The organism is Brevundimonas sp. GW821-FHT12E07, assembly GCF_058807035.1.
Window position 1 is genome coordinate 253155 of the sequence record NZ_JBXAQH010000002.1, and the last position, 22550, is coordinate 275704.

The 22550-nt window shown below is 68.3% G+C and carries 25 protein-coding genes and 1 tRNA gene; 13 read left to right on the top strand and 13 right to left on the bottom strand.

The features are described from left to right. Window positions 1-85 precede the first annotated feature (85 nt). From tatC to AC1ROD_RS09290, 3 genes are read right to left on the bottom strand one after another with little or no spacing between them, the layout of a single operon-like run. Window positions 86-973, bottom strand: coding sequence for a twin-arginine translocase subunit TatC (gene tatC, locus AC1ROD_RS09280; protein WP_492947973.1), 888 nt, complete (start codon window positions 971-973; stop codon window positions 86-88). Next, entirely contained in the window at window positions 970-1584 is a 615-nt protein-coding gene (tatB, locus tag AC1ROD_RS09285) for a Sec-independent protein translocase protein TatB (RefSeq protein ID WP_492947974.1), read from the bottom strand. Before tatB ends, tatC begins: the two co-directional genes overlap by 4 nt. A gap of 28 nt (window positions 1585-1612) precedes the next feature. Beyond that, a complete protein-coding gene (locus AC1ROD_RS09290; protein WP_207931910.1) occupies window positions 1613-1831 on the bottom strand; it encodes a twin-arginine translocase TatA/TatE family subunit in 219 nt (72 codons plus the stop codon). 104 nt (window positions 1832-1935) lie between these two features. On the opposite strand from AC1ROD_RS09290, the gene rnhA reads away from it, so the two are divergent. Beyond that, window positions 1936-2400 (top strand): ribonuclease HI, encoded by a 465-nt coding sequence (gene rnhA / locus AC1ROD_RS09295; RefSeq protein ID WP_492947975.1) that lies wholly within the window; start codon window positions 1936-1938, stop codon window positions 2398-2400. A gap of 10 nt (window positions 2401-2410) precedes the next feature. On the opposite strand, the gene AC1ROD_RS09300 is transcribed toward rnhA, so the two are convergent. The 3 genes from AC1ROD_RS09300 to AC1ROD_RS09310 form a co-directional block, all read right to left on the bottom strand. Further along, a complete protein-coding gene (locus tag AC1ROD_RS09300; RefSeq protein ID WP_492947976.1) occupies window positions 2411-2869 on the bottom strand; it encodes an NfeD family protein in 459 nt (152 codons plus the stop codon). A 4-nt stretch (window positions 2870-2873) separates the two neighbouring features. Beyond that, complete coding sequence (locus AC1ROD_RS09305; protein WP_492948433.1) at window positions 2874-3851, bottom strand: SPFH domain-containing protein; 978 nt, start codon at window positions 3849-3851, stop codon at window positions 2874-2876. A gap of 113 nt (window positions 3852-3964) precedes the next feature. Then, on the bottom strand, window positions 3965-4420 hold the full coding sequence (locus tag AC1ROD_RS09310; protein WP_492947977.1) for an NUDIX hydrolase: 456 nt from the start codon (window positions 4418-4420) through the stop codon (window positions 3965-3967). Between the two features lie 55 nt (window positions 4421-4475). Between AC1ROD_RS09310 and AC1ROD_RS09315 the strand changes: the two genes are divergently transcribed. The 7 genes from AC1ROD_RS09315 to AC1ROD_RS09345 all read left to right on the top strand — a co-directional run bounded on the left by AC1ROD_RS09315 (window position 4476) and on the right by AC1ROD_RS09345 (window position 12578). Next, window positions 4476-5882: an FAD-binding oxidoreductase gene (locus tag AC1ROD_RS09315; protein ID WP_492947978.1), complete on the top strand. Its 1407-nt coding sequence runs from the start codon at window positions 4476-4478 to the stop codon at window positions 5880-5882. 163 nt (window positions 5883-6045) lie between these two features. After that, a complete protein-coding gene (locus AC1ROD_RS09320) occupies window positions 6046-8994 on the top strand; it encodes a PAS domain-containing protein (RefSeq protein WP_492947979.1) in 2949 nt (982 codons plus the stop codon). Window positions 8995-9068: 74 nt separating this feature from the next. Then, window positions 9069-9842, top strand: coding sequence for a peroxide stress protein YaaA (gene yaaA / locus AC1ROD_RS09325; protein WP_492947980.1), 774 nt, complete (start codon window positions 9069-9071; stop codon window positions 9840-9842). Between the two features lie 103 nt (window positions 9843-9945). Next, window positions 9946-10764 (top strand): 3-hydroxybutyrate dehydrogenase, encoded by an 819-nt coding sequence (locus AC1ROD_RS09330; protein WP_492948434.1) that lies wholly within the window; start codon window positions 9946-9948, stop codon window positions 10762-10764. Between the two features lie 18 nt (window positions 10765-10782). Further along, complete coding sequence (locus AC1ROD_RS09335; protein ID WP_492947981.1) at window positions 10783-11874, top strand: patatin-like phospholipase family protein; 1092 nt, start codon at window positions 10783-10785, stop codon at window positions 11872-11874. Window positions 11875-11887: 13 nt separating this feature from the next. Beyond that, entirely contained in the window at window positions 11888-12298 is a 411-nt protein-coding gene (locus tag AC1ROD_RS09340) for a DUF1801 domain-containing protein (protein WP_492947982.1), read from the top strand. Window positions 12299-12353: 55 nt separating this feature from the next. After that, window positions 12354-12578 (top strand): hypothetical protein, encoded by a 225-nt coding sequence (locus tag AC1ROD_RS09345; protein WP_492947983.1) that lies wholly within the window; start codon window positions 12354-12356, stop codon window positions 12576-12578. Window positions 12579-12581: 3 nt separating this feature from the next. Here AC1ROD_RS09345 and AC1ROD_RS09350 read toward each other — a convergent pair whose 3' ends face one another. The 4 genes from AC1ROD_RS09350 to AC1ROD_RS09365 all read right to left on the bottom strand — a co-directional run bounded on the left by AC1ROD_RS09350 (window position 12582) and on the right by AC1ROD_RS09365 (window position 14971). After that, entirely contained in the window at window positions 12582-12842 is a 261-nt protein-coding gene (locus AC1ROD_RS09350) for a hypothetical protein (protein WP_492947984.1), read from the bottom strand. 64 nt (window positions 12843-12906) lie between these two features. Beyond that, window positions 12907-13845 carry an L-threonylcarbamoyladenylate synthase gene (locus tag AC1ROD_RS09355; RefSeq protein WP_492947985.1) on the bottom strand — a complete coding sequence of 313 codons (939 nt, stop codon included), beginning with the start codon at window positions 13843-13845 and terminating at the stop codon, window positions 12907-12909. After that, window positions 13842-14405, bottom strand: a complete 564-nt coding sequence (locus AC1ROD_RS09360; protein ID WP_492947986.1) for a YceI family protein — start codon at window positions 14403-14405, stop codon at window positions 13842-13844. Before AC1ROD_RS09360 ends, AC1ROD_RS09355 begins: the two co-directional genes overlap by 4 nt. A gap of 17 nt (window positions 14406-14422) precedes the next feature. Continuing rightward, complete coding sequence (locus AC1ROD_RS09365; protein ID WP_492947987.1) at window positions 14423-14971, bottom strand: cytochrome b; 549 nt, start codon at window positions 14969-14971, stop codon at window positions 14423-14425. A gap of 141 nt (window positions 14972-15112) precedes the next feature. Between AC1ROD_RS09365 and AC1ROD_RS09370 the strand changes: the two genes are divergently transcribed. Then, window positions 15113-16897 carry an acyl-CoA dehydrogenase gene (locus AC1ROD_RS09370; protein WP_492947988.1) on the top strand — a complete coding sequence of 595 codons (1785 nt, stop codon included), beginning with the start codon at window positions 15113-15115 and terminating at the stop codon, window positions 16895-16897. A 6-nt stretch (window positions 16898-16903) separates the two neighbouring features. On the opposite strand, the gene AC1ROD_RS09375 is transcribed toward AC1ROD_RS09370, so the two are convergent. Continuing rightward, complete coding sequence (locus AC1ROD_RS09375; RefSeq protein WP_492947989.1) at window positions 16904-17725, bottom strand: trypsin-like serine peptidase; 822 nt, start codon at window positions 17723-17725, stop codon at window positions 16904-16906. Window positions 17726-17799: 74 nt separating this feature from the next. Here AC1ROD_RS09375 and AC1ROD_RS09380 point away from each other — a divergent pair, with 74 nt between their 5' ends. Further along, a complete protein-coding gene (locus tag AC1ROD_RS09380) occupies window positions 17800-20019 on the top strand; it encodes a S9 family peptidase (protein ID WP_492947990.1) in 2220 nt (739 codons plus the stop codon). Beyond that, the gene (locus AC1ROD_RS09385; RefSeq protein ID WP_492947991.1) at window positions 20016-20570 is read left to right on the top strand and encodes a GNAT family N-acetyltransferase; all 555 of its coding nucleotides are present in this window, start codon (window positions 20016-20018) and stop codon (window positions 20568-20570) included. Before AC1ROD_RS09380 ends, AC1ROD_RS09385 begins: the two co-directional genes overlap by 4 nt. A 3-nt stretch (window positions 20571-20573) precedes the next feature. Here the strand turns inward: AC1ROD_RS09385 and AC1ROD_RS09390 are convergent, their stop codons facing one another. Continuing rightward, window positions 20574-21029 carry a response regulator gene (locus AC1ROD_RS09390; protein ID WP_492947992.1) on the bottom strand — a complete coding sequence of 152 codons (456 nt, stop codon included), beginning with the start codon at window positions 21027-21029 and terminating at the stop codon, window positions 20574-20576. 135 nt (window positions 21030-21164) lie between these two features. Here AC1ROD_RS09390 and AC1ROD_RS09395 point away from each other — a divergent pair, with 135 nt between their 5' ends. Both AC1ROD_RS09395 and AC1ROD_RS09400 read left to right on the top strand, forming a co-directional pair. Next, window positions 21165-21767 (top strand): sensor histidine kinase, encoded by a 603-nt coding sequence (locus tag AC1ROD_RS09395; RefSeq protein WP_492947993.1) that lies wholly within the window; start codon window positions 21165-21167, stop codon window positions 21765-21767. A 256-nt stretch (window positions 21768-22023) separates the two neighbouring features. After that, a complete protein-coding gene (locus tag AC1ROD_RS09400) occupies window positions 22024-22239 on the top strand; it encodes a hypothetical protein (protein WP_492947994.1) in 216 nt (71 codons plus the stop codon). A 90-nt stretch (window positions 22240-22329) separates the two neighbouring features. On the opposite strand, the gene AC1ROD_RS09405 is transcribed toward AC1ROD_RS09400, so the two are convergent. Then, a tRNA-Gln gene (locus tag AC1ROD_RS09405) sits at window positions 22330-22403 on the bottom strand. Window positions 22404-22550: the final 147 nt, after the last annotated feature.

Sequence of the window (22550 nt, forward strand, 5' to 3'; positions counted from 1 at the left end):
TAAACACCGGGAGTAGAGCCGCGCCCCGAGGCGAATGCCACCGGTAGTATCGACACGCCGGGCCCGGCCGTTCAACGGGGCCGAATCAGGCGGTCAGGCCCTCGGCCTCGTCTGCCTTGCGCTTGCGCAACTCGATGATGCGCACGCACCAGATCGAGATTTCGTAGAGCAGCACCAGGGGCACGGCCAGCATCAGCTGGCTGATCGGATCCGGCGGGGTGACCACAGCGGCGATGACCACAACCCCGACGATGGCGTAGCGGCGACCGGCGACCATGATTTTGGAGGTCACCAGTCCCGCCAGGCCCAGAAGCGTCGTCACGACCGGCAGCTGGAAGCACAGGCCGAACGCCAGCAGCAGCGAGGTCACCAGGCTCAGATATTCCGAGATTTTGGTCGTCTGGACCACGGCGATGCCCTCGGCCGCGACCTGCTGGCTGAGGGTGAACAGCATCACGAACGGCAGCATGACGAAATAGACCAGGGCCGCCCCCATGATGAACAGCGCCGGCGCCGCGATCAGGAACGGCAGGAAGGCGCCGCGTTCGTTGCGGTAAAGCCCGGGCGCCACGAACCGGTAGAGCTGCCAGGCGATGATCGGGAAGGCCAGGACGATGGCGCCGAAGCCGGCGATCTTCATCTTGCTGTAGAGCTGCTCGAGCGGCGCCGTGGCGATCAGCTCGACGGCGGCCTGACCGCCCTTGGGAATGGGCTTCAGGCCGGAAGTGACTTCCAGCAGTTCGATCGGATTGGCGTGTTTGTGCTGGGCGGTCGCCACGGCGTGGATGGCTGTAGCAGCCTGATAGGGCTTGATCAGGAAGATCTGGATCGGCGCGGCGAAGTAGAAACAGACCAGGAAGCCGATGACGAAGGCGGCGACGCAGACCATCAGCCGGCCGCGCAGCTCGATCAGATGGTCCATCAGCGGGGCGCGCGACGCCTCGATCTCGGCCTCGTTGCGATCGTAGGTCATAGGTCGAGCTTGCTGTTGCGCGGGGCGCGGGCCTTGGGCGCGGTCTTGGCGGCAGGGACCTTGGCCTTGGCGGCAGGCGCCTTCGCGGCAGGCGCCCTGGCGGCAGTCTTGGCGGGCGAGGTCGCGGCCTTGGCCGGCGCCTTGCGCTTCGCGGCGGTCTTCACCGGTACGGGTTCAGCCTCCGCCAGCGGCGGCGTGGCGACAGGCATCATGACCGGCTCGCCATCGGGCCATTCCGAGGCCGCGGGCGTCATCGCGGGTTCGGCGACCGACTCCGGAACGACCGTCGCCGGGGTATCGGCGAACAGCGGCTTGTCGAACTCGTCCTTGATGCCCTTGAAGGCGGCGTCCGCGTCGGCGCCCAGCCGCACGGGACTGTTCTGGCCGGTGCGCAGGGCCTCGACCTCCTTGCGGAGCTCGTCCAGTTCGGACTGACGCGCCATCTCGTCGAAGCTGGCGCGGAATTCATTGGCCATGCCGCGCGCCTTGGCGACCATCTTGCCCAATTGGCGCAAAAGGCCGGGCAGACGCTCCGGTCCTACGACCAGAAGCGCCACAAGGCCGATGATGAACCACTCGCTGCCCCCGATACCGGGACCCAGACCGCCCATGCTGCAGGCTCTTTCCGGTCAGTAGCGACTAGCGCTTCAGCTCTTCTTTTTCGGCGTCGGTGCGCGGCAGGCTGGACACGCCGTCCGACGGGCCGTCCTTCTTGTCGTCGTCCTTCAGGCCTTCACGGAAGGCTTTGATGCCCTTGGCCGCGTCGCCCATGATGTTGGACAGCTTGCCGCGTCCTCCGAAAACCAGCAGCACGACGACCGCGACGATGGCCCAATGCCAGATGCTCATGCTGCCCACGGCGGCGTCTCCTAAGGGGCCCGGATTCGGCCCGTCACAAATCTTCAGGCGCCATATAGGCTATTGCTTGGCGGCGCGGCAATCGACGCTGTAGTCACAGCCCCATGAACGCCCCCTCAAATCACGTGATCATCCACACCGACGGCGCCTGCAAGGGAAATCCGGGCCCCGGCGGCTGGGGGGCGATTCTGCAGGCGGCCGGAAAGACCAAGGAAATGTCGGGCGGCGAACCCCTGACCACCAACAACCGCATGGAGCTGATGGGCGCCATCATGGCGCTGGAGGCCCTGACGCGATCGTGCGACGTCGATCTGCACACCGACAGCAAATACGTCCTGGACGGCATCACCAAATGGATTCCGGGCTGGAAGTCGCGCGGCTGGCTGACCGCGGACAAGAAGCCGGTCAAGAACGACGACCTGTGGAAGCGGCTGGACGCCGCCCGCACGAAGCACAAGGTCAAATGGCACTGGGTCAAGGGCCACGCCGGCCATCCGCTCAACGAACGCGCCGACGAACTGGCCAACCGCGGTATCAGCGAGATGAGGGCGGCGGCGCGGGCCCGGTAACCCGCCTTCCCTAGGCCGCCCGCACCTTCAGGCCCGAGCCGATCGTCTGTTCGACCACCACGCTGTCGCCGACCATGGGGGGCTCGCCCTCGATCTCGGCGGGCCATTCGGCGCCCGAGACGAAGACCCGGCCCCGCCCGTCGACGAAGGCCGCGACGACCCGGGCGCGCTGGCCGATCAGGCGGCCGTCGCGGTCGTTGATGTCGGGGTGTTCGTCCGGATTGAGCCGCTGAACCAGTCGGCGCGAAGCGAAGGTCGAGATCAGGGTCAGGACGGCGAACAGGGCCGCCTCGGACGGGAAGCCGAGCCGCAGGCCCAGGGCGCAGACCACGGCCACCACGCCCGCCGAGACCGCCGGCCACAGCAGCCATTCGGTCGAAATGGCCGCCTCGATCCCCAGCAGGACCACCCCGACCGCCAGCCACAGCCAGAAGGGCTGGGCGGCGTAGATGTCGATCAGAGCGCTCATGGCGTCACGCGCTCGGCGGCACGGCGCCACCCCGACGCGTCGGCGTCGGCGCGGGCGGCGGGGTCGGACGGCTCTGCTGGTCCTGCGCCAGGCCGACCAGCTGGCCGATGCCGGCGATGGTGCCGACCAGACCGCTCATCTCGGCGGGAACGATGACCGTCTTCTGGGTCGGGTTGCGGGCCAGTTCGGCGAAGGCCTCCACATACTTCTGGGCGACGAAGTAGTTGATGGCGTTGACGTCGCCGCGGGCGATGGCCTCGGACACCATGGCGGTCGCCTTGGCCTCGGCTTCGGCGGCGCGCTCGCGGGCCTCGGAGTCGCGGAAGGCGGCCTCCTTGCGGCCCTCGGCCTGGAGGATGGCCGACTGTTTGGCGCCCTCGGCGCGGGCGATGGCGGCCTGTTTCTCGCCGTCCGCCTCGGTGATCACGGCCCGCTTCTCGCGCTCGGCCTTCATCTGGCGCGCCATGGCGTTGGTGATGTCCGCCGGCGGAGTCAGGTCCTTGATCTCGATCCGGTTGACCTTGACGCCCCACGGCTCGGTCGCCGCGTCTATGGTGGTCAGCAGCCGGCTGTTGATCGAGTCGCGCTGGAACAGCACCTCGTCCAGCTCCATGGCGCCGACCACGGTCCGCAGATTGGTCATGCACAGCTGGGTGATGGCGTAGGGCAGGTTCTCGACTCGATAGGCGGCCGAGGAGGCCTCCATCACCTGGATGAAGACAATGGCGTCGACCTTCACCATGGCGTTGTCCTTGGTGATGACCTCCTGCTGGGGCACGTCGAGGACCTGCTCCATCATGTTCATGCGGCGGCCGACCCGTTCCACGAACGGGGTCAGGATGCTGATGCCGGGCTTGAGGGTCTTGGTGTAGCGGCCGAAGCGTTCGACCGTGAATTCGCGCCCCTGCGGCACGATCTTGATGACGCTGAACAGCAGAACGAAGGCGAAGATCACCACGAGGGTGATGGCGACGGAACTCATAACCATGAACAGTCTCTCCCTTATGCGATCATTCTAGACCTTCGCCATAAGGGCCGCCATGGAAACCGGACGGCGTTCGTCCGGTTTTCGACAACCTCAGGAAGGACGGGGTTTCACGGATGACTTGTGAGGGCCCCGATCAGGACGTGGGCCTCGCGGATGATCCGCCGGGTCTCGCTCCAGTCGATCACGGCGTCGATTTCCGCGAGCGGCACGAACCGCGCCTCGGCCGCGTCGTCGCCCGCCACAGGCTCTCCGGAGATCCAGCGCGCGGCATAGTCGATCAGGACATAGTGCATCCCGGCCTCGGGAAAGACGCCATCGACGACGTCGATCAGGCCGACGATCCGGGCCTCGATCCCTGTCTCCTCGCGCAGTTCGCGCAGGGCGGCGTCGACGGCGCGCTCGCCCGGCTCGATGCGTCCGCCGGGCAGCGACCACTCCCCTGCCCGCGGCGGCTTGCCCCGGCGGATCAGCAGGACCTCCCCACCATCCAGGCTGTCTCGAATACAGACGACGCCCACGGCAGGAACGGGGGCGGGAATCGGGGGAGACGGCGCAAAATCCATGCCCCAGCATAGCTTTCGGCTTCCGTCGCGTGCACGTTTTTGACAGAAGACGCCCATGACCGCGCCCTCTCCTGCCGTACTCGACGAACTCAAGGCCGCGCTGGGCCCGGCGGGCTGGAGCCAGGACCCGTTCACCGTCGCCCCGCACCTGACCGAATGGCGCGGGCGCTGGACCGGCGAGACCCCGATCCTGCTGACGCCCGGCTCGACGCAAGAGGTCGCCAGGGCCGTCGCCATCTGCGCCGCACACGGGGTGGCCATCATTCCGCAGGGCGGCAACACCGGGCTGGTCGGCGGACAGATCCCCTATGGCGAGGTCCTGCTGTCCACGCGCCGTCTGCGCGCTGTGCGCGACGTGACGCCGCTGGATGACGCCATGACGCTGGAGGCCGGCATCACCCTGCTGGAGGCCCAGCAGCACGCCGCCGGCGCCGACCGCTTCTTCCCGCTCAGCCTCGCGGCCGAGGGCACGGCGACCATCGGCGGGGTCATCTCGACCAACGCCGGCGGCACCCAGGTCCTGCGCTACGGCATGATGCGCGATCAGGTGCTCGGCATCGAGGCCGTCATGCCCAATGGCGAGATCTTCAACGGCCTGAAGCGGCTGCGGAAGGACAACACCGGCTATGACCTGAAGCAGCTGCTGATCGGCGCCGAGGGCACCCTGGGCGTGGTCACGGCGGCGACGCTGAAACTCTATCCGGTCATGCGCTCCCGCGCCGTGGCCATGGTGGCGCTGGAGACGGCGGCGGCCTCGGTCGAGCTTCTGGCCCGCGCCCGCGCCGAGACCGGCGGCGGGGTCGAGGCCTTCGAGCTGATGAAGCGTCTGGGCGCCGAACTGGTCATCAAGAACATCCCCGACACCCGCTGGCCGCTGGAGCCGATCCCCGAGTGGTCGGTGCTGATCGAGATCGCCTCCGGCACGCCCGGCGGCGCCGAGGCCCAGCTGGACGCCCTGCTCGAGGTCGCCTTCGAGGAAGGCCTGATCACCGACGCCGCCATCGCCCAGAACGACAGCCAGCGCGCCGCCTTCTGGCGTCTGCGCGAAGAGCATTCGGCGGCGCTCAAGCCCGAGGGCGGCGGCTGGAAACACGACGTCTCCGTGCCCATCAGCCGCATCGCCGACTTCATCGACGAGGCCACGGCGGCGGTCGAGCGCTTCCATCCCGGCGCTCGCGTCTCGGTCTTCGGCCATGTCGGCGACGGCAACCTGCACTATGACATCCTGCCGGCCGTCGGCGAGGACATCCCCGCCTTCATCGCCCGCTGGAAGGAAGGGTCGCAGGTCGTCCATGACGTCGTCGCCCGGTACGACGGCTCCATCTCGGCCGAGCACGGCCTCGGCCGGCTGAAGACCGACGAGGTCCGCAAATACAAGTCGTCGCTGGAGGTCGAGACCATGGCCGCCATTCGCCGCGCCATCGACCCGAAGCGGATCATGAACCCGGCTGTGCTGTTCTGACATCTGCCGGGAATTTCTGGCGTTTCATGGTGAAGCCTTTTCGGGCATTCCGCGTTGACCGAAATCGGGATTCCCGAATCCTGAAGCGTTGGGGAATACGTCGCTGTCCGAATCTACCGCCCATGCTGCAGCCGACGCCGGTTTCCCGCGAGGATCCGGCGAGATGGCCGCGCGCATTCGCGCCTTCGACTGGACTGCGACGCCGCTCGGCCCCATCGACGCCTGGCCGCAGAGCCTGAAGACGGTCGTCGGCATGCTGGCCGCCGCGCCCAACCCGATGGTCCTGCTGTGGGGCCCCGAAGGCGTGCTGATCTACAACGACGGCTATGCACGGTTCGCCGGCCAGCGACATCCCGAAATCCTCGGCATGCCCGCCCAGGCGGCCTGGCCCGAGATCGCCGACTTCAACGCCGGGAACATCCGCCGGGGTCTGGCGGGCGAATCCTGGTCGCTCAAGGATCAGGAACTGGTGCTGGACCGGCGCGGCGTGCCCGAGCCTGCCTGGCTGGACCTCGATTATGGCCCTGTGCCTGACGAGAGCGGCCATCCGGCGGGCGTCATGGTCTTCGTCACCGAGACGACCGATCGGATTCTGGCCGACCGGGAGAAGACGGAAACCAACGAGCGTCTGGATCTGGCGCTGTCGGCCGGTCGCGGGGTCGGCACCTGGGACTGGGACATCGCCGCCGACCGTGTGGTCGCCGACGCCCGGTTCGCCGAGTTGTACGGCGTCGCCCCGAAGAAGGCGCGCGAGGGCGCCCCGATCGACGGCTTCTTCACCGCCATCCATCCCGATGACGCCGTTCGGGTCGGTCAGGCGATCCAGCAGACGCTGGACACCCGCTCGACCTTCCGTTCGGAGTACCGGCTGGTCCAGCCCGACGGATCAATTCGCTGGGTCGCCGCCGAGGGCCGCGTCATCCTCGGCGCCGACGGCAAGCCCGCCCGCCTGCCCGGCGTCTCCTTCGACATCACCGACCGGCGCGAGATCCTTGACGCCCTCGCCCGCAGCGAGGCCCATCTCCGCTTCCTCGATTCCCTGTCGACTTCGGCCCAGGGCGCGGTCGACGCGGCCGAGATCCTCAGCATCATCACCCGGCTGACGGGCGAGCATATGGGCGCCTCGGTCGTGGCCTATGCCGATATGGACGAGGACCAGAACGGCTTCACCATCCGGGGCGACTGGGCCGCGCCGGGCGCGACCAGTATCGTGGGCCACTACGCCCTGGCCGACTTCGGCAAGCTGGCGGTGCAGGAACTAGGCGCCGGCCGCCCCCTGATCGTCAACGACAACCTCAAGGAACTGGCCCCCGAAGAGGCCGCCACCTTCCAGGGCATCGGCATCGCGGCGACCGTCTGTATGCCCCTGCTCAAGGAAGGCCGGCTGATCGCCCTGATGGCGGTCCATCACAACACACCCCACGTCTGGACCGAGGAAGAGCTGACCACCATCCGCGAGGTGGTCACCCGCTCCTGGGCCCACGTCGAGCGCGTCCGCGCCGAGGCGGAACGGCGCGAGAGCGAAAGCCGCTACCGCACCCTGTTCGACACCATGGATGAGGGCTTCTGCGTCATCGAATTCTTCGACGGCCCGCATGGCCCGGACAGCGACTACATCCACGTCGAGGCCAATCCTGCCTATGCCGCCAACGCCGGCATCGAGAACGTCGTCGGCCAGACCCTGCGCGAGATGGTCGGCGACGAGGCCCAGGCTTGGGTCGACCGCTATGGCGCGGTACTGCACACCGGCCAGCCGATCCGCTTCGAGCAGGAGCTGGTCGCCACCGGCCGCTGGCTGGAACTGTCCGCCTTCCGCATCGAACCGCCCGAGCGCAAGCAGGTCGCGGTCCTGTTCCAGGACCTCACCGCCAAGAAGGTCGCCGAGCGGGAACTCCAGTCCCTCAACGCCACCCTCGAGGAGCGCGTCGTCGAGCGCACCGAGGAGCTGAACCGCGCCCACGAGGCCCTGCGCCAGTCGCAGAAGATGGAGGCCGTGGGCCAGCTGACCGGCGGCATCGCCCACGACTTCAACAACCTGCTGGCCGGGATATCCGGCAGCCTGGAACTGCTCGGCAAGCGTCTCGGCGAGGGCCGGCTGAACGGCATGGAGCGCTATATCGACGCCGCGCAAGGGTCCGCCCAGCGCGCCGCCTCCCTGACCCAGCGGCTTCTGGCCTTCTCACGTCGCCAGACGCTCGATCCCAGGCCGACCGACGTCAATCGCCTGATCGGCGGCATGGAAGACCTGATCCGCCGCACCGTCGGCCCGGACGTCGAGGTCGAGGTCGTCGGCGCCGGCGGCCTCTGGACCACGCGGATCGACGCGCCCCAGCTGGAGAACGCCCTTCTCAACCTCTGCATCAACGGTCGCGACGCCATGGCCCCGGGCGGCGGTCGCCTGACCATCGAGACGGCCAACAAATGGCTGGACGACCGCGCCGCTCGCCACCGCGACCTGCTGCCGGGCCAGTACGTGTCCCTGTGTGTCACGGATACCGGGACGGGGATGACGCCCGAGATCCAGGCCCAGGTCTTCGATCCCTTCTTCACCACCAAACCGCTGGGTCAGGGCACGGGCCTCGGCCTGTCGATGATCCACGGCTTCGTGCGTCAGTCGGGCGGGCAGGTCCGTATCTATTCCGAGCTCGGCAAGGGCACGACCATGTGCCTCTATCTGCCGCGCTACACCGGCGAGATGGAGATCGCGGACGAGGACAACATCGCCCCGGTCATCCACGGCGGCCATGGCGAGACCGTCATGGTCATCGACGACGAGGAAACCGTGCGAATGCTGGTCGCAGAAGTGCTCGGCGACGCCGGCTATCATGTGCTGGAGGCCCCGGACGGGCCGTCGGGCCTCGAAATTCTGCGCACGGACATCCGCATCGATCTGCTGATCACCGACGTCGGCCTGCCCGGCGGGATGAACGGCCGTCAGGTCGCCGACGCCGCGCGCGAAGTCCGGCCCGATCTGAAAGTCCTGTTCGTCACCGGCTATGCGGAGAACGCCGCCGTCGGGAACGGCCATCTGGACCCGGGCATGGAGGTCATGACCAAGCCCTTCGTCATGGCCGCCCTCGGCGACAAGGTCCGCGAGATGATCGAACGCTGAGGACAGATCGTCCCACAAGGTTCAATTCGTCACCGAAGCGGCCTATCTCGCGGCTCTGACTTCTGGAGCGACCTGTGCTGATCGTGCTGTCCCCGGCCAAGCGGCTGGATTTCACCGAGACCGACCCTGCCCTGCCGGCGACCACGCCGCGCTTCGTCGAGGACATCGCCAGCCTGTCGCGCATCGCCAAGCGCCAGACCAAGGCCGATCTGCGCAAGCTGATGGGCATCTCCGAAGACCTGGCCAGGCTGAATCAGCAGCGCTTCAAGGCCTTCGACCCGGCGGACACCGAGACCGGCATCCAGGCCGTCATGGCCTTCGCCGGCGACGTCTATCAGGGCCTGGACGCCCGCAGCCTGGATCCGAAGGCGCTGGACTGGGCCCAGTCGCACCTGCGAATCCTGTCGGGCCTCTACGGCCTGCTGCGTCCGCTGGACCGGATCCAGCCCTATCGTTTGGAAATGGGCGTGCGGCTGAAGACCCGGCGCGGGAACAGCCTGTACGACTTCTGGGACGACCGCATCTCGAAGCAGCTGAACCTTGACGCCGAAGGTCAGGCCGCGCCGGTCCTCGTCAACCTGGCCAGCCAGGAATATTTCGGCGCCGTCGACGCCAAGGCGCTCAAGATCCCCGTCGTCACCCCGAACTTCCGCGAGAACAAGGACGGCGAAAGCCGCATCATCTCCTTCTTCGCCAAAAAGGCCCGCGGAACCATGGCGCGCTTCGCCATCGACGAGCGCATCGAGAACCCCGAGGACCTCAAGGCGTTCGACCGTGACGGCTACAAGTTCGACAAGTCGCTCTCGACCGAAACGGACTGGATATTCACCCGATCGGGAAATTCTTGATCCGCCCTGTCGCCTTCGCCGTTCTGAGCGACTAGGCTGTCGTCAAAGCAGAAACTGAGCCTTCGGAAACGTCGCCATGTTCAACCGGACCAAGCCCGCCGCGATGGATAACCAGCGTCCCGTCTATCGTGACCCCAACGACCTGTCCGGTCAGGTGGCGGTCATCTCTGGCTCGACCTCCGGCATCGGCCTCGCTTTGGCCCGCGCCGTGGCCGCACGCGGCGGCGATGTCGTGCTGAACGGTCTGGGCGATCCGGCCGAGATCGAACGCACCCGCGCCGAGCTTGAGGCCAGCTGCGGCGTCAAGGTCCGCTACCACGCCGCCAACATGCTGCGCGGCGAGGAGGTCGCCGACATGGTGGCCTACGGCAAGCACGAGCTCGGCCGCGTCGACATCCTGGTCAACAACGCCGGCATCCAGCACGTCGAGTCCGTCGAGAAATTCCCCGCCGACCAGTGGGAGAAGATCATCGCCATCAACCTGTCCTCGACCTTCTACGCCACCCGCGCGGCGATCCCGATCATGAAGGCGCAAGGCCGCGGCCGGATCGTCAACATCGCCTCGGCCCACGGCCTGGTCGCCAGCCCGTTCAAGTCGGCCTATGTCGCGGCCAAGCACGGGGTGATCGGCTTCACCAAGACCGTGGCGCTGGAGCTGGCCCAGGACGGCGTCACCTGCAACGCCATCTGCCCCGGCTTCGTCGAGACCCCGCTGGTTCAGGCCCAGATCGCCGATCAGGCCCGGCTGAACGGGGTGTCGAAGGAAGTCGCCCTCAAGGACATCATCCTCGAGGCCCAGCCGACCAAGCGGTTCGTCACGACCGACGAACTGACCGGCATCTTCCTCTATCTGGTCTCCGATCTCGGCGCCTCGGCGACGGGCGCCAGCTTCTCCATCGACGGCGGCTGGACCGCCCGATAACCGAAACCCCGAGGGCCGATGGCGCTGTTCAAACGCAAGGCTCCCGTCCCCGCCAAGGCCGCGGTCGTCGCCGGGCCCGCTGAACCGAACGGCAAGAAGCCCATCGCCCTCGCGCTTCAGGGCGGCGGGGCCCACGGCGCCTTCCAGTGGGGCATTCTGGACCGGCTGCTGGAGGACGACCGCCTCGACATCCGCGCGGTGACCGCGGCCTCGGCCGGGGCGATGAACGGGGCGGCCCTGGTCTCCGGACTGGCCAAAGGCGGCGCGGCGGAGGCCCGCAAGACCCTCGACAAGCTGTGGCGCGAGACCAATCAGTCCGGCGGCAGGAACGTCTTCGGCGACAGTTCCATCTGGTCCTCGGCCATGACGCCCAACTGGCTGACCGAGACCCCGGCCTGGCGGTCGATGGAGACCCTGGCCGGCTCCATGAGCCCCTATCAATTCAACCCCTTCAACCTGAACCCGCTGAAGCGGGTACTGGACGCCACGATCGACTTCGAGGCGGTTCGGGCCTCGGACATCAAGCTGTTCGTCGCCGCCACCGCCGTGCGCCACGCCAAATCGCGCGTCTTCACCACGGCCGAGATCACCGATCAGGTCCTGATGGCCTCGGCCTGTCTGCCGCACCTGTTCCAGGCGGTGGAGATCGAGGGTGAGCCCTATTGGGACGGCGGCTATCTGGCCAATCCGCCGCTCTGGCCCCTGTTCTACGCCGACACGCCCGACGACGTGCTGCTGATGACCCTCAACCCGTTCGAGCGGGATGAGGCCCCGCGCGCCGCGGGCGAGATCATGGACCGGCTGAACGAGGTGGTCTTCAACGCCCCGCTGGCGGCGGAACTGCGCGCCGTGGCCTTCGTCCAGGAGCTGATCGAGGAAGGCCGGCTGAAGGAGGACGCGCGCGGCCGCTACCGCCACATCCTGATGCACGCCATCGAGGCCGACGGCTGGCTGGGCGACCAGTCGCTGGGCTCCAAGTTCAACACCGAATGGACCTATCTCAACGGCCTCAAGGCCAAGGGTCGACAGGCGGCGGAGGAATGGCTCTCGACCTGCTTCGAACAGGTCGGCGTCCGCTCCAGCGTTGACCTTCAGGCCCGGTTTGCGTGACCATAGGCCCGCCATGTCCGACCAGCCCAAACTCCTCTTCGGCGGCAATCCCCAGATCCCCAAGGGCTACGGCGACGAACCCGTTCAGGCCTGGATCGACGCCACCCCGGGCTGGAAACAGCCCATCGCCCGGCGTCTGGACGCGCTGATCGTCGAGGTCGTGCCCGGCGTGGCCAAGGCGGTGAAGTGGAACTCGCCCTTCTACGGCACGGTCCCGGGCGAGTGGTTCGTCAGCCTCCACGGCTATGCGAAGTATGTGAAGGTCGCCTTCTTCCGCGGCGCGTCGCTGGATCCGATGCCGCCGGGGACCTCCAAACAGGCCGAGGTCCGCTACCTCGATGTCCGCGAGACCGACGCCCTCGACGAGGACCAGTTCCGGGACTGGATCAGGCAGGCCGCCGAACTGCCGGGTCTCAGGATGTGAGTTGACGGTTACGGCCAACACGGCCCACACCGCCCCGCCTCCCCAAGGATACCCGATGCCCGCCGCGACGCCGAAAACCAACGACTCCGTCCACATCCGTCTGTCGATGCGTCACGACGGCGGCGCCTTCTGGCAGACCAATGCGACCATCGCCTCGGTGGCGGGCCGCACCGTCGTGCTGGACGGCTTCGACCGTCAGGTCACGGCTTCGATCACGGAGCTCAAGCCCTTCGGTCCTGGCCGCTGGAGCCTGGACTGGGAGATAAAGACGCGCCCCTAGGGGTCACTTCGAATAGATGACCCGGCACTCGCCATCGACGGTCGTGTAGCGGCCGTTAGCGGCGTCGACGAAGGCGATGCGCCCGTCGTCGCGCTCGACCTTGCCGGTCGACCGGCCCTGGAAGGTCTCGGTCCCATAGGTCCAGCAGGTGATGTCCGCCGGCTTGTCGCCGAAGGTCGCGGCGTTGCGCGCCCGCTTGCTGTCGGTACAGGCGCCGAGGGCGGCGACAGCAAAGGCGGCGAGGATCAGAACGGCGGGCTTCATGAGGCGACTCCTTGGTCGCCGGACACTAGCGGGTTCCCGGTCGCGGGCGATGCGACGATGCGCCCTACCCTACATACCCCGCCGCCCTGCGCAGCCGGTCGTTGATCGCCTCGCCCAGACCCGTCAGCGGGATCGGCGCCACGGCGATGCCCGCCGGATGCTCGCGGTCGGCCTCGCGCAGCAGGCGGAAGACATTGGCGGCGGCCTCGCGCAGGTCGCCGGTCGGGCTCAGGCTCCAGCGGACCTCACCGACGCCCGGCCCGAAGCCGAGCAGAATCTCGCCCGCCCTGGCCGCCTCCGCCTCGATCCGCACCGGGGCGTCGGGGGCATAGTGCAGGGTCAGGCGGCCGGGGGAGCGGTGCCCCTCCCCGCTGTCGGACAATGGCCCGACCAGGGCCTCGATCTCAGCGCGAGTCACGGCGCCGGGGCGCAACAGGGCGACCTTGCCGTCCAGCACCGAGACGACCGTGCTCTCAACCCCCACAGCGCAAGGCCCGCCGTCGACGGCGGCGGCGGCGAAAGCGCCGGTCTCCTCGACCGCATCCTCGAAAGTCGTCGGGCTGGGCCGTCCCGACCGGTTGGCCGAGGGCGCCACGACGGCGCCGCCGAAGGCCGACAGGATGGCCCGCGCCTTCGCATGGCCCGGCGCCCGCACCGCAACGCTGTCCAGCCCCGCCCGCGCCAGATCGCAGACCGCGCCGCGATCCCGCACCGGCGCCACGATGGTCAGCGGCCCCGGCCAGAAGGCCTCGGCCAGTTTGCGCGCCGCCTCGCCGAAGACGGCGACCGTCTCCGCCGCCACGGCGTCGGGCACATGGGCGATCAGGGGATTGAAGCGCGGCCGGCCCTTGGCCTCGAAGATGGCGGCGACGGCGGTGGCGTCCGACGCGTCGGCAGCCAGGCCATAGACCGTCTCGGTCGGCAGCAGGACCAGCTGGCCGGCCTTCAGCGCGGCGGCGGCGGTGTCGACGGAATCGCTGTCCCTCAGTCCGTTGCAGCTCATGGCGTCCTCCTTCGAACAACCAGCGACACATCGATACGCACGTCATCGCCGACCAAGCCGTTCAGCCCGCTCGCGCCGCCGACACCGAAGTCCCTACGATCGATCGTGAAGCTTCCGGTGATAGAGCCGCCATTGCCCTCCGGGAACGTCCCCAGCCGAAACTCGACCTGCCGGGTCTGACCCTTTATGGTAACATCGGCATAGGCGCGAAGCGCGCCGGTGCGGTCTTCCAGTGTCACGGAGCGCAGCCGGAACCGGATCAATGGATAGTGTTCCGCGTCGAGAAAGTCCGGGCCGGTCGCTTGCCGGCTCAGGGCGCCCTGCTTCATGGTCAGGGAAGCAGCACGGACATCGATGGTGCCATCGGCGTTCTCGTCCCGTCTCTCGTCGAAGAAGTGGATGTCGCTGCTGGTCCAGCTGGTGAAGCGACCCGCGTGGGTCATTCCCAAGGCCCTGACAGACATGCTGATGCTGGACTGCTCGCGGATCACCGACCAACGCCCGACTTCCGCCGGAGCGCCGCTCGCGGTTCCTGCGAGCAGCAGCACCGCGCCGATCAAGACCGCCCTCCTCAACATCAGGGACGCCGCGGGATCAGCGGGATCATCCGGTGCAGAACGTTGTCCCGGTTGACGAACTGATGCTTGAGCGCCCCCAGCACGTGCAGGGCCAGAAGGACGTAGAGCGCCTTGGGCAAGGCCTCGTGGACGCCCATCAGGGCCTTGGCCAGCGGCCGCCCGCCGCCGATCGGCAGCAGCGGGAAGTCGAACAGGCCGTAGAACTGGAAGTCCCGGCCCGCCGCCGAGCCCGCCAGCCAGCCCGTCAGCGGCAGGGCCAGCAGCAGGACGTAGAAGAGGACATGGACGCCCTTCGCCAGCCAGACCTCCCATCTGGGCGAACCGGCGGGCGCAGCCAGGGCCGGATTGGCGATCCGCCAGCCGATGCGGATCAGGGTCAGACCGAGAATCGCCATCCCGCCCGACTTGTGCAGCATCATCCACAGCGCCCGGTCCGCGCCCTTGGCCTCCGCCGCATTGATCAGCAGGATCTGCCCCAGGATCAGGGCCGCGATCAGCCAGTGCAGGGTCAGCGACACCGTCGAGTAGCGATTGCGCGGTTCGGCCATGGAGACTCCTCGTCAGCTACGCGGCACAGCGGTCCTGCCGGGCGGCGGCGCCCGGTCCCATCCTTCTTACTCTGGTGTCTTGCGTGCCGTCACGGCATGGCGGCATTAGACCTCAAAGTCTTGATCTACCGGAAGCCCGCCATGCCCTATCGCGCCCCTGTCCGCGACCTCGCCTTCAGCCTGACCGCCGTCGCCGGTGTCGAACAGCTCGAGGCCACCGGGGCCTTCCCCGACTTCGACCTCGACCTGATGAACGCCGTGCTCGAGGCCGGCGGCTCCTTCTCCGAAGAGGTGCTGGCCCCGCTGAACCGCCCGGGCGACCTGGCCGGCGCCAAGTACGCCAACGGCGCCGTCACCGCCGCCCCGGGCTTCGCCGACGCCTATCAGCAGTTCGCGGCCGGCGGCTGGACCGGCCTGACGGCCTCCGTCGAGGCCGGCGGGCAGGCCCTGCCCAAGGCGCTGGAGCTGGCGGCCTATGAGACCGTCCACTCGGCCAACATGGCCTTCGGCCTTTGCCCCATGCTGTCGCTGGCGGCCATCGAGGCGCTGGAGGCCCACGGCACCGAGGAGCAGAAGACCGTCTATCTGCCCAAGCTGGTCTCGGGCGAATGGACCGGGGCCATGGTCCTGACCGAGCCGGGCGCGGGTTCCGACCTCGGCGCCCTGACCGCCACCGCCACGCCCAACGGCGACGGCACCTACGCCCTGAACGGCCAGAAGATCTTCATCACCTGGGGCGACCACGACGCGACGCCCAACATCGTCCACATGGTGCTGGCCCGCCTGCCCGACGCCCCTCCCGGACCCAAGGGCATCAGCCTGTTCCTGGCCTCCAAGTTCGAGGTGAAGGACGACGGCTCGCTGGGCGCCCGCAACGACTTCCGCCCCGTCGGGGTCGAGCACAAGCTGGGCATCCACGCCTCCCCGACCTGCGTCATGTCCTATGAGGGCGCGCGCGCCACTCTGGTGGGTCAGCCCAACCAGGGCCTGTCGCACATGTTCGTCATGATGAACGCGGCCCGCCTCGCCGTCGGCGTCGAGGGCGTCGGCATCGCCGAGATGGCGTACCAGCACGCCCTGGCCTATGCGCTGGAGCGCCGTCAGGGCCGGTCGATCTGGACCGGCGAGGCCAACGCCCCGATCTTCGATCACCCCGACGTCCGCCGCATGCTGTCGGTGATGAAGGCCAAGATCGAGGCCGCCCGCGCCATCTGCTTCTCCACCGGCGTCGCCGCCGATCTGGCGAAGCACGCCGCCACCGACGAGGCTCGTAAGGGCTGGAAGGGTCGCGAGGACCTGTTCACCCCCATCGCCAAAGCCTGGTCGACCGACGTCGGCTGCGACGTCGCCTCCATGGGCGTCCAGATCCACGGCGGCATGGGCTTCATCGAGGAGACCGGCGCGGCCCAGTACTATCGCGACGCCCGCATTACCCCGATCTATGAGGGCACCAACGGCATCCAGGCCATGGACCTCGTCGGCCGCAAGCTGTCGATGGACGGCGGCGAGGCGGCCAAGGCCGTCATCGTCGAGATGAAGACGACCCTGACCGCGCTGGGCAAGCTCTACACCGGCAAGCCGGTCGAACGCTTCAGGACCGCCATCGAGGCCGTCGAGGACGCCACCCTGTGGTTGCTGGACGCCAAGGCCGACGCCAACCGCGCCGCCGACGTTTTGGCCGCCGCCGATGCCTATCTGAAGCTGCTCGGCGACGTCGTCGGCGGCTGGATGCTGGCCAAGGGCGCTCTGGCCGCCAAGGCGCAACTGGAGACCGGCGAAGGCGACCCCGCCTGGCTGGAAGGCAAGCTGGGCCTCTATGAGGTCTATGCCGCCAACGTCCTCGGCCACGTCTCGAGCCGCCTCGCCGCCGTCGGCCAGGGCGGCGACCTGCTCAGGAAGATGTCGCGGGAAGCCCTGGGGGCGTAAGCCCCCTTACGGAGCCTTCGGCTTGTCCAGCAGGGCGATGGCGTCGCGGATGTACTGGGCCTGGACGACCACGCCCAGTTCCAGCCGTTCGGTCCCGACGATGACCTCCTGGCTCAGCATACCGGCGATGAAGGGATGGTCCGGCTCGGTCGAGCCCGGGCGGCGCCGCGCCGTGGGCGTCCAGAAGATGGGGCCGCCCGAGTTGCCCGGGAAGACGGTGAAGTCCATCAGGAAGGTCGGGAAGGCCGAGACCGGCGTCAGCGGGTAAGACGCCACACGCCCGACCCTCAGGATCGGAAAACCCGCCCGGTTCGACGACAGGCCGCGCGGGAAGCCGAGCGCCAGCAGCTCGTCGCCCGGCCCGACGTCCAGCGTCTCGAAGCTGTCGGCGTCGGCCAGCCAGGCCAGGGGAATGGCGGCCTTGGCGAAGGCCTCGGGCGCCTGGACCTCCATCACGGCGATGTCGCGGCCTTCGAGCGTGGTCCACAGCGGCGTTCCGGCCTCGTTGCGGATCTCCAGCGGCTGGGGATCGAACTTCCAGCTGCCGTCCGGCATGGCGACGCGCCAGCCGACCCGCATGTCGGGATCGGGCATCTTCTCCAGCACGTGGCCGGCGGTGACCATGACCACGCGCGGCGTGCCGTCCGGCTTCGGCGCGTCGATCAGGAAGCCGGTCCCGACGGTGCGGGTCTCGGCGCCGGTGGGCTGGTCCAGCTGGACGGTGGCGTTGATCAGGCCGACGGTCAGATCCCAATGCCTGGCCCCTCCCGGAGCGACCTGCGCAGGAGCCGGGGCTTCGACCGCCGGCGGAGTCTGTAAGGCGAGCATTCAGGACGTTTCCGGTTTGACGGCGAGGTCGGCTGTCGCACAAGGTCGCGCCGACTCCTTGGGGACCCCATATCATGAACCGTCGCCAATTGATCACCTCCGGCGCGGCCGTCGGAATGACCGCCGCCCTGCCCGATCTCGCCTCTGCTGAAAGCCCTGTCCGTATGACCACACGCCCCGTCCCGCCCGTCGCCAAGAAGGTCCCCGTGCGGATCGAACAGCTCGGCCGGGTCCGCACGGACGACTATCAGTGGATGAAGGACGACGCCTGGCAGCAGGTCCTGCGCGACCCCTCCATCATAAAGGCGGACGTCAAGGAACACCTGACCGAGGAGAACGCCTATCGCGAGGCCATGATGGCCCCGACCCTGCCGATGCAGGAGGCGATGTTCGAGGAGATGAAGGGCCGCATCAAGGAGGACGACAGCTCGGTGCCGATGCCGGACGGCTTCTGGGAGTACTACGTCGAGTACCGCACGGGCGAGCAGCACCCGCGTTACATGCGCAAGCGCCGCGCCGCGCCCTTCATGCACGACGGCGCCGTGGTCAACGAGGTCCGCGCCGCCGGGACGCCTGAGCTACTACTGGACGCCAACGCCCTGGCCGAGGGCAAGGCCTACTCCGAGGTCAGCGCGACCTCGCATAGCCCCGACCACAGCCTTTTCGCCTATGCCGAGGACGCCCAGGGCTCCGAGGTGTTCAGGATCTACGTCAAGGACCTGGCCACCGGCGAGGTCCTGCCCGCGGTGATCGAGAGCGCGACCGAGAACTTCACCTTCTCGCCGGACAGCCAGTGGATCTTCTGGACCAACCGCGACGACAACGGCCGCCCGGACAAGATCTTCCGCCGCCCGGCCCGCGGCGGCGAGACGACCCTGGTCTATGAAGAGGCCGACGACGGGATGTTCATCAGCGTCGGCGTGACCTCCGACGAGGCCTTCATCGGCGTGTCGATCGCCAATCAGGAGACGTCCGAGTACCGCTACATCCCGGCCTCGGACCCGACCGCGACGCCGGTCGTGCTGGAGCCGCGCCACACCGGACGCCTCTACGACGCCGACCACTGGGGCGACCGCTGGGCCATCCGCACCAATGAGGGCGCCGTCGACTTCCGCATCGTCGAGGCCCCGACCGCGACCCCGGGTCTGTCGCACTGGACCGACATTGTCGCCTATGCGCCGGGCCGCTTCATCGAGGGCTTCGGCCTGTTCAAGGACTATCTCGTCCGTCAGGAGCGGGCCGAGGCCAACAGCCGCGTCATCGTCCGCGATCGCGCCGGCGCCGAGCACGAGATCGCCGTCGACGAGCCCGCCTACGCCCTGTCCCTCGGTGGCTCGGCCGAGTTCGACACCACGGTCATGCGCTACGCCTACAACTCGCCGTCCACGCCGAACCAGACCTTCGACTACGACATGGCGACGCGGACGAAGACCCTGCGCAAGACCCAGGAAGTCCCCTCGGGCCACGACCCGGCCGACTATGTCGTCGAGCGGCTGAACGCCCCGGCGCCCGACGGCCAGCTGGTGCCGATCACGGTGCTGCGGAAGAAGACCACGCCCGTCGACGGCTCGGCGCCCCTGCTGCTCTATGGCTACGGCTCCTACGGCATGCCGATCGCGGCCAGCTTCTCGACCAACCGGCTGAGCCTGGTGGACCGGGGCTTCATCTATGCCATCGCCCACATCCGGGGCGGGTCGGACAAGGGCTGGAACTGGTTCCTGACCGCGCGCCGCCACACCAAGAAGAACACCTTCACCGACTTCATCGCCTGCGCCGAACACCTGATCGCCGAGCGCTACACGACCGCCGGCAACTTCGTCGCCGAGGGCCGGTCGGCGGGCGGGATGCTGATGGGCGCCGTCACCAACATGCGGCCGGACCTGTGGGCCGGGATCATCGGGGGCGTGCCCTTCGTCGACGTGATCAACACCATGTCGGACACCTCCCTGCCGCTGACGCCGCCCGAGTGGCCGGAGTGGGGCAACCCGATCGAGTCGGCCGAGGACTACGACTACATGATGAGCTACAGCCCCTATGACCAGGTGGCGCCCATGGCCTATCCGGCGGTGCTGGCGACGGGTGGTCTGTCGGACCCGCGCGTGACCTATTGGGAGCCCCAGAAGTGGGTGGCGAAGCTGCGGCCCGCCACGACCTCGGGCAAGCCCATCCTGCTCAAGATCAACATGACCGCGGGTCACTTCAGCTCCTCGGGCCGGTTCGACTACCTCAAGGAGATCGCCCACGACTACGCCTTCGCCGTCTGGGCCGTGAACAAGGGCTGGGAACAGGCGTGAGCGAGGCTGCGGTAGTCGTCCGCGACGCCGTCGACGCGGACCTGGAGGCCATCACGGCCGTCTATGCCGAGGGGGTCCTGACCGGGACCGGCACCTTCGAACTGACCGCCCCGGACGCGGCGGAGATGGCCGGGCGGCGCGCGGCGATCCTCAAGCTGGGCCTGCCCTGGCTGGTGGCAGAGCTGGACGGCGCCGTGGTCGGCTACGCCTATGCCGGGCCGTTCCGGACGCGGGCGGCCTATCGCTACACGGTCGAGGACTCGATCTATGTGCTCAGCTCGGCCCACGGGCGCGGGGTCGGCAAGGCCCTGTTGCTGGCGCTCATCGCGCGCTGTGAGGCGCTCGGTCTGCGCCAGATGCTGGGCGTCATCGGCGACAGTGCCAACACCGGCTCCATCAAGCTCCATGCCGCCTGCGGCTTCACGCCCATGGGCGCGGTCGAGGGGGTGGGCTGGAAGTTCGACGACTGGCTGGACGTGGTCTTCATGCAGCGCCGTCTGAACGGCGGTGAGACCACGGCGCCGGACGCCCCGGGCATGCCGCTCGACTGACCCTCAGTGGGGAGCGATGTCCCGCGGCGGGGTCTTGAGCCAGGGCGCGAGGCGGAACCGGCGCGGGGCCTGGCCCACCGTCTTGTGGAAGATGAACTGACGGGCGAAGGCGATGACGGCGCGTATGGTCATCTCGTCGAACGGCTTGGACACGGCCCCAAGGGCGCCGGCGAAGCCCTCCGGGATCTGCTCGGGGTTGGCGGTCAGGAAGACCACGGCCGTGCCGTACTCCTCGACCAGCCGATGGGCGATCTGGGGACCGGTCATCCCGTCCAGCAGGTTGACGTCGACCAGGGCCAGGTCGGGCCGCTCGCGGTCGCCTATGGCGAAGGCCCCTGCACGGTCCATGGCGCAACCCACGACGTCGCAGCCGGCGTCCGTAAGCACCAGCTCTAGCTCCATCGCGAGGATGGCCTGGTCTTCAACGATCATGACCCGGAGGTCGGGTGTATCAGTCACTACAGCCCCAGTACGCGCGCTCGACAGCCCCGTTAGCACTACTCTGTCGGTTACCGAACAGTTGGAACGCAGACATGGCGAAAGGGTTCAAGCTGGGCTATTGAAAATGTCAAGTTTTCAAGGGGCCGGGTGGGAATGACCGCGAACGCGGAGCTACAGATCGCCGACCTGCGCCGCCGCCTGCTGGGCGGCTACCAGCTCCTGCAGGCCCTGGTGGGCATACGGCTGAGGCGCGTGACCGATCCGGAGAGCCGGCGGCACATGACCTGGCTCAGCGACGTCACCGCCGCCATGACCCTTCTCAACCGCCGAATCAGCGATGAGGGGCCGGTCGACTTCGCGGCCTATCTGGGCGACGCGGCGGGCTTCTGGCGGCGGTCGGTCGAGGAGCGGGGCATCCGGATCGACGTCCGGGCGGCCGAGGCGCCGGTGGCGGAGACGCACGCCCTGCCCCTGGCCATCATCGTCCATGAGCTGGTGTCCAACGCCGTGCGCCACGCTTTCCCGGACGGGGCGCGGGGGTCCATCGCCATCGCCTGCTCCCTGGCCTCGGGCGGGGTCAGCCTGGTGGTGCGCGATTCGGGTGTGGGGGCCGAGAGCCTGACGGCCGGCGACGGCCTGGCCCTGGTCGAGGGGCTGGTCGAGCACCTGGGCGGCCAGATGTCGATCGAGACGGCCCCGGGCGCGGGCGTCGGGGTGCGCGTCCGCCTGCCGCTGACCGGCGACGCCGTCCACTAGTCCATGTCTTGAGAGGGGCCTCAGAGGGGGCCTAAGGGGCGAGCCGGACCACAGCTGCGAAGCGTCGGCCCAGGCTCGCCCGCCGTCCCCCGACGGCGGCCTATGGATACAGGTTGCCGGCCCCGCCCGCAGCCTGACTTTGGTTATAGAGGCGCTGTGACGGCGGGCTCTCTAACCAAGGTGATAGAGCCCGCGACGGCGGTCTATGTCATTGATATCGCGGGGCCGTGCGGGGCTCCCGTGGAGTATCGCCGACGTGGCCCTGAGGGGACAGAAGGAGCGCTATGAGGGGCCGGACCGACGCGAGGGCGTCGAGCTGGACGCCGAAGGCTGCCGCGAGCAGGCCCGCATCTGCTTCGCCCAGGCGGTCGCCGCCGGGGACACCATGGACGGTGAGCGCCTGCGCCTGCGCGGCGAGCACTGGATGCGCCGCGCCCGCGACTGGCGGCCCCGCGGCGCGAGAACTCAATAATAATCCGAACAATCAGTGATTTGAGAGAATTCTCTCAGATCCCGCCTTCAGGCCGCTGATCGTGTGGCGGCCGCGGGATAAAGGGGCGGATGGCTGGGGAACTAGGACTCGAACCTAGAATGACGGTACCAAAAACCGGAGTGTTACCATTACACCATTCCCCAGCAGGTCCGGCGTTTCCTGAGGGGCTGCCCCCTCGGGAGGCGGTCAGATACGCCAAGCCGTTCCGGGATGCAACAGGGGTTTTGAACTTGCTTCAAACTCCAGCACTGGCGGGCCTCTGACGTGGGCCGGGACGCTGTCCACGGAGC

Excerpts from the sequence above, each read along its gene's own strand:
- AC1ROD_RS09335 (WP_492947981.1), top strand. The coding sequence starts at position 10,783 with ATGGCGCTGTTCAAACGCAAGGCTCCCGTCCCCGCCAAGGCCGCGGTC.
- AC1ROD_RS09300 (WP_492947976.1), bottom strand. The coding sequence starts at position 2,869 with ATGAGCGCTCTGATCGACATCTACGCCGCCCAGCCCTTCTGGCTGTGG.
- tatB (WP_492947974.1), bottom strand. The coding sequence starts at position 1,584 with ATGGGCGGTCTGGGTCCCGGTATCGGGGGCAGCGAGTGGTTCATCATC.
- AC1ROD_RS09395 (WP_492947993.1), top strand. The coding sequence starts at position 21,165 with ATGACCGCGAACGCGGAGCTACAGATCGCCGACCTGCGCCGCCGCCTG.
- AC1ROD_RS09350 (WP_492947984.1), bottom strand. The coding sequence starts at position 12,842 with ATGAAGCCCGCCGTTCTGATCCTCGCCGCCTTTGCTGTCGCCGCCCTC.
- AC1ROD_RS09320 (WP_492947979.1), top strand. The coding sequence starts at position 6,046 with ATGGCCGCGCGCATTCGCGCCTTCGACTGGACTGCGACGCCGCTCGGC.
- AC1ROD_RS09315 (WP_492947978.1), top strand. The coding sequence starts at position 4,476 with ATGACCGCGCCCTCTCCTGCCGTACTCGACGAACTCAAGGCCGCGCTG.
- AC1ROD_RS09355 (WP_492947985.1), bottom strand. The coding sequence starts at position 13,845 with ATGAGCTGCAACGGACTGAGGGACAGCGATTCCGTCGACACCGCCGCC.
- tatC (WP_492947973.1), bottom strand. The coding sequence starts at position 973 with ATGACCTACGATCGCAACGAGGCCGAGATCGAGGCGTCGCGCGCCCCG.
- AC1ROD_RS09345 (WP_492947983.1), top strand. The coding sequence starts at position 12,354 with ATGCCCGCCGCGACGCCGAAAACCAACGACTCCGTCCACATCCGTCTG.
- AC1ROD_RS09340 (WP_492947982.1), top strand. The coding sequence starts at position 11,888 with ATGTCCGACCAGCCCAAACTCCTCTTCGGCGGCAATCCCCAGATCCCC.
- AC1ROD_RS09330 (WP_492948434.1), top strand. The coding sequence starts at position 9,946 with ATGGATAACCAGCGTCCCGTCTATCGTGACCCCAACGACCTGTCCGGT.
- AC1ROD_RS09375 (WP_492947989.1), bottom strand. The coding sequence starts at position 17,725 with ATGCTCGCCTTACAGACTCCGCCGGCGGTCGAAGCCCCGGCTCCTGCG.
- AC1ROD_RS09365 (WP_492947987.1), bottom strand. The coding sequence starts at position 14,971 with ATGGCCGAACCGCGCAATCGCTACTCGACGGTGTCGCTGACCCTGCAC.
- AC1ROD_RS09305 (WP_492948433.1), bottom strand. The coding sequence starts at position 3,851 with ATGAGTTCCGTCGCCATCACCCTCGTGGTGATCTTCGCCTTCGTTCTG.
- AC1ROD_RS09380 (WP_492947990.1), top strand. The coding sequence starts at position 17,800 with ATGAACCGTCGCCAATTGATCACCTCCGGCGCGGCCGTCGGAATGACC.
- AC1ROD_RS09370 (WP_492947988.1), top strand. The coding sequence starts at position 15,113 with ATGCCCTATCGCGCCCCTGTCCGCGACCTCGCCTTCAGCCTGACCGCC.
- rnhA (WP_492947975.1), top strand. The coding sequence starts at position 1,936 with ATGAACGCCCCCTCAAATCACGTGATCATCCACACCGACGGCGCCTGC.
- AC1ROD_RS09310 (WP_492947977.1), bottom strand. The coding sequence starts at position 4,420 with ATGGATTTTGCGCCGTCTCCCCCGATTCCCGCCCCCGTTCCTGCCGTG.